General features: G+C 72.4%; 1 protein-coding gene. It reads right to left on the reverse strand.

The annotated features are described in order from the left end of the window. Positions 1–2,379 (reverse strand): cation-translocating P-type ATPase (locus ACIBVN_RS60740; RefSeq protein WP_397152001.1); only part of this gene is annotated, 2,379 nt, incomplete at both ends.

Here is a 2,379-nt window from a genome sequence, read left to right on the forward strand (position 1 = left end):
CAGGTCGCACAGCGGCGGGGTCAAGGCGGCCGCGGCGAGTGCCATGGCCCAGCCCAGCGGGGGGATCGTGGTGAGGGCGAGCAGCTCGCCCAGCGGCGCCGCCAGCGTCACCAGCACCTGCAAGGCCGCCGTGCCCACCACTGCGACCATGACCGCCCGGCCGCGCCACCAGCCGTGCTCGAACGTCCAGCGGCGCGCCCTGGCCACGTACGCCAGCGTGAGCCGGGCGAACACCAGGGTCAGCACTGCCTGCGTCCTGACCTGGTCATCGTCCCAGCCCAGCCGCCGCGTAACCTCCACAGCGCCGGCCACCAGCAGGCCGACGATCAGCGAACGGACGCCGATACGGGACAGCACCGGCCCGGACAGCAGCCCGCCCCGGCCGGGGCCGCTCACCAGTGGGTCGCCGGGTGCCCGGTCGATGCCCAGAGCGATGGCGGGGATGCCGTCCAGCACCAGATTGATCCACAGCAGCTGTACCGGCAGGAGCGGGATGACCAGGTCGGGCCAGGCGAACAGGCCGACCAGCACCAGGAAGATCTCGGCCAGGTTCCCAGCCAGCAGATAGCCGATCATGGAACCGACGTTGTGGTGCAGGCGGCGGCCCTCCCGTATCCCGGTCACGATGGTGCCCAGCTCACCGCTGGTGACGACCACAGCGGCGGCTTCCCTGGCGACGTCGGTGCCCTCCTCCCCGGCCATCGCCACCCCGACATCGGCGTCGCGCAAGGCCGGGGCATCGTTGACGCCGTCGCCGGTCATCGCGACGACCTCGCCGCCCTCACGCAGCGCGCGCACTAGATCCAGCTTGGTCGCCGGGTCGACCCGGGCCAGCACACCCGCCTCCCGCAGCCGGGCCGTACGATCCTGGCCGTCCAGGCAGGACCCGGTCACCACCGGTTCCGGCTCGATGCCGACCTCCTGGGCGACAGCACGCGCGGTATCGGCATGATCGCCGGTCACCATGACCACGCGGATGCCGCCTGCCCGGCAGTCGGCCACTGCTTGACGGGCCGAGCCGCGGATCTCATCGCTCAACCCGACCAACCCCACCGGCCGCAGCCCCACGGCGTCCAGATCACCGGTGTCGCCTTCGGCCAGCGCCAGCACCCGCAGCCCATGTTTGGCCAGCACCGGCACGGCATCAGCCAGCCGTTGGGTGGCCTCCCCAGGCACGCATCGGGCCAGCACCACCTCTGGGGCGCCTTTCACGGTCAGCACCGGCCCCTCGGTGACCACGGCCATCGACCGGGCGTCGGCGTCGAAGGGCCTGGTGGCCAACCGCGGCTCGTCCGGCCGTACCCCATGATCGGCGGACGCGACCAGCAGCGCCACGTCCACCGCGTCGCCCAGCCCGTCGCGGGCGTCGTTGCAGCGTACGGCGGCTCGCCACAGATCGGCGCCCGCAATCTCCACATAGTCGGCCACCGCCAGTCGGCCGGTGGTCAGAGTGCCGGTCTTATCCGAGGCGATCACCGTGGTCGCGCCCAGCGCCTGGATCGCCGACAGCCGCCGTACGATCACCCCGAGCCGCGCCATGCGCTGCGAGCCCAGCGCCAGCGCGGTCGTGACCGCCGCAGCCATGCTCTCCGGGACGGCCGCGATCGCCAGCGCCACCCCCGCCAGCACCAACTGCACCGGCTCGATCCCGCCCCTGGTCAGCCCGAGGACCACCATCACCACGCCGGCCGCCAAGGCCAGCAGGCCGATGCGTTTGGAAACCTGGGCCAACTCCACTTCCAGCGGCCCCTTCACATGTCCCCGCAGAGCCGAGGCGATGCGGCCGATCTCCGTATGGGCACCAGTTTCCGCCACCACGGCCACACCCGACCCGCGTACCACCATGGTTCCGGAGAACAGCACGCCATCACGATCGCCAAGCGGCCCCTCGGCCCGCCCTCCGGCACGTTTGCCCGCCGACTGGGACTCGCCCGTCAGCACCGACTCGTTGACCGCCAGCGAAGACGCCTCAACCACCCACGCATCGGCGGGAACCCGATCGCCCGCCGCCACCTCGACCACATCCCCGCGCACCACCTCGCCCGCAGGGATCCGCCGCACCACACCGCCGCGGCGGACCTTGGCCATCGGCGCGGTCAGCGTCCGCAGTGCGCGTACCGCCTGGTCAGCCTTGACCTCCTGGCTCACTCCGATGAGCACGTTCACCAGCAGGATGGCCAGGATGGCCGCCCCCTCGGGCACCTCGCCAAGCACCACCAGCGTGACCAACCCGGCGAACAGCAGCAGGATCGACAGCGGGTCGGCCAGCTGGCGCGCGGCCCGCAGCGGCAGAGACGGCCGCCGCGGCTCGGGCAGCTCGTTGCGGCCGTGCTCGGCAAGCAGCCGCAGCGCCTCGTCGGCGGCGAGCCCGGCCTGGGC

The organism is Nonomuraea sp. NPDC049400 (genome assembly GCF_044466425.1).
Classification (GTDB): domain Bacteria; phylum Actinomycetota; class Actinomycetes; order Streptosporangiales; family Streptosporangiaceae; genus Nonomuraea.